The organism is Planococcus donghaensis MPA1U2, from assembly GCF_000189395.1.
GTDB lineage: Bacteria > Bacillota > Bacilli > Bacillales_A > Planococcaceae > Planococcus > Planococcus donghaensis_B.
Window position 1 is genome coordinate 73,306 of the sequence record NZ_AEPB01000018.1, and the last position, 6,167, is coordinate 79,472.

The following is a 6,167-nucleotide window of genomic DNA, read 5'->3' on the forward strand; positions in this document are numbered from 1 at the left end:
TTTTGAAATGTTCAAAAAAATTCTCAGTAAATTTGTCACTTCCCCAACGATTCATTCCACAAAAGCTTCAGTTAAAAAAATTGATACAGAAAAAACTTACTTATTCGAACCCAATCAACAAGAGTTGAATTACATTATACAACTTCCTACACTTACTGGAAAAGCACCCGGCTATGTATATTTCGTTCAAGAACATATGACGGGTTCTTTTAAAATTGGCAAGACTAAACACATCGACAAAAAGATGAATGTTTTTAACGTAAAACTTCCTTTCGAAAACAAACTAATTTTCCTTATCAAGTCTGCAGATTATCATCAAACCGAACTTGCTTTTCATGAATATTTTTCAGATAAAAGGCTCGAAGGTGAGTGGTTTAACTTAACTCGAGAAGACCTTGCTTGGATAACAAATGGTCACTATACAGATAAAATCCATAAAGCGATAAGCCCTCCTCTTGAAGTAACCAAGCAGTTAACCGCAAATAAAATAAAAACGGAAGAAAAGCCGTTGACTTTAAAACAAATTGAGTTTGCTCAAACTTTAATAAAAAAACTTGAACAAGAATATGAACTCAATGTTTCTTATTCTAAGTGGACACAAAAAGACTTGAATCGCTTGAGTGGCTATTTCAGATTCAAAAACAGTGGGGCTTTAAATAACTTGGTAGAAAGTGGAGTGCTGATCAAAAAATAAATCGTATAATACATGCAACGATTCATCTTAACTTGTAAACAAGCAACGACTGTCATTCTGATTCTTCCCTAGAGCTAAATGCTGTTTTTCGTTATACTGATGATAGGAACCAATAATACGTAAGATCAGCATAATCGCTAAGGAGCTGCTCTATGGAAGAAATACCACATAAAAACCCATTTAAAAAGCCGTTTTTTGATTTAAAAGAACTTGTTGACAGTATTCAAGAACATTTAGCATGTCCCGCCACAATAGAAGACACCAATCATCGATTGAATGCCTATAGTTCTCACGGAATTGATGCTGATCCTGCTCGAATCGGCACCATTATTTCACAGCGAGTTCCTGAGAAAGTCATTAACCGCCTTTGGAAAGAAGGCATCATTCCAAAATTGATGCGATCAGATAGCGCTTTGCGTATTCCGCACATTGAAGATATCGGACTTCGTGACCGTGTAGCAATAGCTATTCGAAAAAACAACGAAATTTTAGGCTATATTTGGGTAGTCGAAGGTCCAAAAAAATTAAATGACTTACAATTAGAACAGTTAAAAGATGCAGCTGTCGTTGCTATCCCTTTAATGGCTAAAATTCAACAAAATAGGAAACGGAAAGAAGAAAACTATCAAGATTTCCTATGGCAACTTTTAACAGGACAATTTAAAGGTCGAGATGAAATTTATGAACAAGTTCACGATCTTCATCTCAAAATTCCTAATTATTTCACTGTATTGGTATTTTATTTTGAACAAGATATTACACAAACAATGGAAGAGCAAATTTCCTATTTAATCACAACCAGTCAAAAAATCACCAATCATTTTCTTGTAGTGATGGACAATGAATTGATTTTAATCGCTTCCCCTCACCCATCACAGTCTGATGCTACAGCATTTGACAGTTTCATCACCTATTTTACATCTGAAATAGCAAATCGCTTTTCTATTTTGGGTGTGACAGGAAGTTCCGGTACAGAATATAGTGACTTTAGTAAAGCCAAGTCGAGTTATCAAGAAGCTCAAAAAGTGCTCGAACTTAAAAAGATTTTTCCTGAAGAGCTTGAAAATGTCTTCCATTATAGCCAACTAGGTGCTTTTTTGTACGTCGACTTGATCCAACAAGAATTGCCTCGTGAGCACCCTGCAATCGCTAAAATTCGTGCGTATGACAAACAGCACAAATCGAATTTCTTACAAACATTAGAAGTCTTTATTCAACAAGACAGTAACATGAACGACGCAGCAAAAAAATTATTTGTCCATACTAATACCTTGCATTATCGAATGAAGCGGATTGCTGAAATTGGTGGGATTAATTTGACAAATGTGAATGAAAAATTAGGGATTTACCTTGATTTAATGGCCCAAAAAATGACGAAAAAATAGCCTTTTGTGAAATTTCACAAAAGGAATGCTTATCTTTCTTCTTTCTACCCAATGCGGTCTAGTAGGCTTTCCGTTATACTTATGGATATCTTCACCATTCGTTTTAAGGGGGAAACATCAATGATTATTGGAATTCCGAAAGAAGTTAAAAATAACGAGAACCGTGTGGCAATTACGCCAGCCGGTGTCGATGCTATTGTAAGAGCAGGTCATCAAGTTATTATCGAAACAGGTGCAGGTCTTGGATCTAGTTTTACAGATACTGATTATGTAGCTACAGGCGCTAAAATCGTTGAGACAGCTGCAGAAGCTTGGTCTGCTCAAATGGTTATGAAAGTTAAAGAGCCTGTTTCTTCTGAATATCAATACTTCCGTCAAGATTTGTTGTTGTTCACTTACTTACACCTTGCAGCTGAACCCGCTTTAACGCAAGCTCTTGTGGACAATAAAGTAACAGCAATTGCTTATGAAACTGTTTCAGTTAACCGCACCCTCCCATTGTTAACACCAATGAGTGAAGTTGCTGGAAGAATGGCTTCACAAGTTGGCGCTCAGTTTTTAGAGAAAATTTATGGTGGTAAAGGGGTTCTTTTATCCGGCGTACCAGGTGTACAACGTAGTAAAGTAACCGTTATTGGCGGTGGAGTTGCAGGAACAAATGCAGCGAAAATGGCTATTGGTCTTGGCGCACAAGTAACCATCATCGATTTGAGTCCAGAACGTCTTCGCCAATTAGATGATATTTTTGGAAATGATGTGACGACATTGATTTCTAATCCATTTAATATCGCAGAAGCGGTCAAAGAATCTGATTTGGTTATTGGAGCGGTCTTAATCCCAGGAGCAAAAGCACCTAAACTAGTAACTGAAGAAATGGTAAAAGCTATGAACCCTGGAACTGTCATTGTCGATATTGCGATCGATCAAGGCGGAATTTTTGAAACGACTGACCGCATTACAACGCATGATAACCCAACTTATGTTAAACACGGTGTCGTACATTATGCTGTTGCGAATATGCCTGGAGCTGTTCCGCGTACTTCAACAATTGCGTTAACAAACGTAACTGTAGGATATGCACTTCAAATGGCTAATAAAGGTGTTCACAAAGCTGTTGCAGAAAATCCAGCTTTAATGCTGGGAGTTAACACAGCTAATGGGTATGTAACATATGAAGCTGTTGCGAAAGATCTTGGCTTTGAATTTATCACAGCTGATGAAGCTCTTGCACAGTCAACATCGTCAATTTAATATCAATTCGACAGTCCGGCTCTTTAATGCAGCTGGGCTGTCTTTTTTTACGCTTAACTTGTTTCATATTGCTGTACTTCTGTTTTGGCTTATTTTATATTTAAAAAAGGTGATGACATTGAAAGTAAAATTTTATGCGAACAATACTAATTTTGTATCTGGCATAACATTAAAAGAGTTAGCTGCTCCTGAAGAGAATAATATGGCTTTGCATGCTTGCAAAAACCCAGAGGCGGTTTTATCAAATCGAAAAAGTTTAGCGGAATTTCTAGACGTTTCTCTGGATGATTTTATTTGTACGCAACAAACACATAGTGCGAACTTCCGACGCGTCGATAGACATCGTAAAGGACGTGGAGCGTATACTGTCGAAACCGCCATTTCTGATACGGACGGTTTGTATACTTTCGATCCTGGAATTGTATTGTGCAGCTTTGCAGCCGACTGTGCTCCTGTTATTATTCACGATAAAACAACGGGATTAATTGGTGTGATCCATTCCGGATGGCAAGGCACTGTTAAAGAAATTACGCTTAAATTTTTAAAGCACATCATTTCCATAGAACAATGTAATCCTACCGATTTAGAGATTCAAATTGGCGCATCTATTAGCCAACAACAGTTTGAAGTCGACCAAGATGTTTATTTAAAGTTTGAAACTTTGGGATACGCTAATGAATTTATGTATTTTAATTCGGCTACGAATAAATATCATATCGACAACCAAGCTACTGTAAAAAAACAATGCGAACTTGCTGGAATTCCTTCTAGTCAGATTCTCGTTGATTCTACATGTACGTTTTTAAATTCCGATGGATTTTCTTACCGTCAAGATCGTAAATGTGGCAGGCATTTAATTTTTGCTATTAACAAAAATACGCAATAGTTTTCTTAACAAAAACATTCCTTCAAAATTGAAGGAATGTTTTTTGTTTAAAAATACTAATGACAATTTAAATTACGGTAACTACTGCCCATTATTTTAATTATAAAACAGGAATAAAGAATTAAATTAACAAAAATAAATTTGATTCTTTATTCCTTTTTTTAACTAGCAGAAAGTCTTATTTTTTCCCTATTACCTATTTTCACTTTGCAGATTCAATCCTTTTGTAGATTCTTTTTTTGTCATCTCAGTATTCAAGTTTCCTTCAATTCGCTTTATGTCCCAGCGAATCAACAGAGAGATTAGGAAAGCGATAGATACTAAAACGATAAAAACATAAAACACTGGTTCATAACTGTTGGTACGCTCACGAATTTGCGATACAATTGCAGGTCCAATAATGCCGCCTAGTGACCAAGTCGTTAATAAAAACCCGTGTATTGCCCCCAATTGTTTTGTTCCAAAAAAGATCTCCTACAAATGCTGGTAGATTGGAAAATCCACCGCCATAACAACTTACAATAACCAATATTAACGCTTGGAAAACCAAGACATTCGTGATGTTTGGAAGCATCGTAAACGCAATAATTTGGAGTCCAAAGAAAATAGTGAAAACGGTTGGACGACCAATATAATCAGAAATTGCAGCCCAACCAAGTCTTCCCCCACCGTTGAAAATTCCCATAATCCCAACTAACGTTGCAGCACCTGCGGCTGATAAGCCAATTAATTCTTGGGACATAGGTGAAGCTACAGAAATAATCATAATACCGGCACTAACATTGATTAACATCATCGACCAAACCATCCAGAAGCGACGAGTTTTCACAGCTTCTTTAGCTGTCAATTGTGCCAAATCTTTTTTCATGACTTTTTTCCCAGAATCGATTGCTTGTTGCATACCTTGTGGCATCCAGTTTACTGGAGGTGGTGCAATATACGATGCACCTACTAAAATTAAAATAAAATAGCTGATCCCTAACATGTAAAAAGTAGAACTGACTCCGAATGATCCGATTAAATTAGCAGCTACAGGCGCAGTAATAAGTGCCCCTGCCCCAAAACCCATTACAGCCATTCCGGTTGCCAACCCTCTACGATCTGGGAACCATTTAACAAGCGTGGAAATTGGCGCAATATAGCCAATTCCTAAACCTAGTCCGCTCAGCAAACCATATGTTAACAAAAATAAGACTAGTGAGTCGAGTTGGATAGCAAACCCTGCCCCCGCCTGACCAAAACCAAATAAAAATGCAGCTAAAATCGCCGACTTGCGTGGCCCGTTCTTTTCGACAAAGCCTCCAAAGAATGCGGCTGAAATACCGCCCAGTGCCATCATAATGGTAAATGCATATGTAATTTCTTTAGCTGCCCATCCCATTTCGTTACTAATAGGTGTTGTGTAAACACTATAAGCGTAGGCTGCTCCAATTGATAATTGGATCGCAATCGCAGCAAGAGCAATCAACCACCTGTTTTTTGTTTTTGTCATTGCAATTCCTCCTTTGTTTGAATCCCCTAGTAAATTCCATAGGTGATTCTAAAGAGAATACAGGCATATCCAAAATAAAACAATTAATTTTTTTGAAAATAAACATTATTTAAAACGAAATTTAGTCGAAAAAACCAGCAAGCTCTAAGGAACAAATCCATTTAAAAAATTTTTTTGTGTAACCATTTACTAAACTAAGCTGTTTTCTAAGTTTTTTTAAGAAATACAATTTGTGACTTAACTATTTTCTGCTTTAACCACTTGTTCTGCTGCTTTAATCAAAAAATCTATAGAAACAGACAATTTTTTAAAAATTTCAACGAATTTAAGTTACAGTAAACCAATAGCACAAATTAGACACATTTATCTTTTACATTTTTCATAACAACTTAGTGTGTTATCGAAATGTAAACGCTTTACTATTACAGATCTGATAAGGAGAGATTTAGTTGACAACAA

4 protein-coding genes and 1 pseudogene are annotated in these 6,167 nt (G+C 36.5%); 4 read left to right on the forward strand and 1 reads right to left on the reverse strand.

The genetic code is table 11. From position 1 onward, the window contains the following. Nucleotides 1–7 precede the first annotated feature (7 nt). From GPDM_RS05275 to pgeF, 4 genes are all read left to right on the forward strand, one after another. Nucleotides 8–694, forward strand: a complete 687-nt coding sequence (locus tag GPDM_RS05275; protein WP_008429700.1) for a GIY-YIG nuclease family protein — start codon at nt 8–10, stop codon at nt 692–694. A 152-nt stretch (nt 695–846) separates the two neighbouring features. Then, nucleotides 847–2,079, forward strand: a complete 1,233-nt coding sequence (locus GPDM_RS05280; protein ID WP_008429702.1) for a PucR family transcriptional regulator — start codon at nt 847–849, stop codon at nt 2,077–2,079. A gap of 120 nt (nt 2,080–2,199) precedes the next feature. Further along, nucleotides 2,200–3,330 carry an alanine dehydrogenase gene (gene ald, locus GPDM_RS05285; RefSeq protein WP_008429703.1) on the forward strand — a complete coding sequence of 377 codons (1,131 nt, stop codon included), beginning with the start codon at nt 2,200–2,202 and terminating at the stop codon, nt 3,328–3,330. Nucleotides 3,331–3,448: 118 nt separating this feature from the next. After that, nucleotides 3,449–4,216: a peptidoglycan editing factor PgeF gene (gene pgeF, locus GPDM_RS05290; protein WP_039862918.1), complete on the forward strand. Its 768-nt coding sequence runs from the start codon at nt 3,449–3,451 to the stop codon at nt 4,214–4,216. Between the two features lie 192 nt (nt 4,217–4,408). Here pgeF and GPDM_RS05295 read toward each other — a convergent pair. Next, a pseudogene (locus GPDM_RS05295) lies at nt 4,409–5,708 on the reverse strand (L-lactate MFS transporter). Nucleotides 5,709–6,167: the final 459 nt, after the last annotated feature.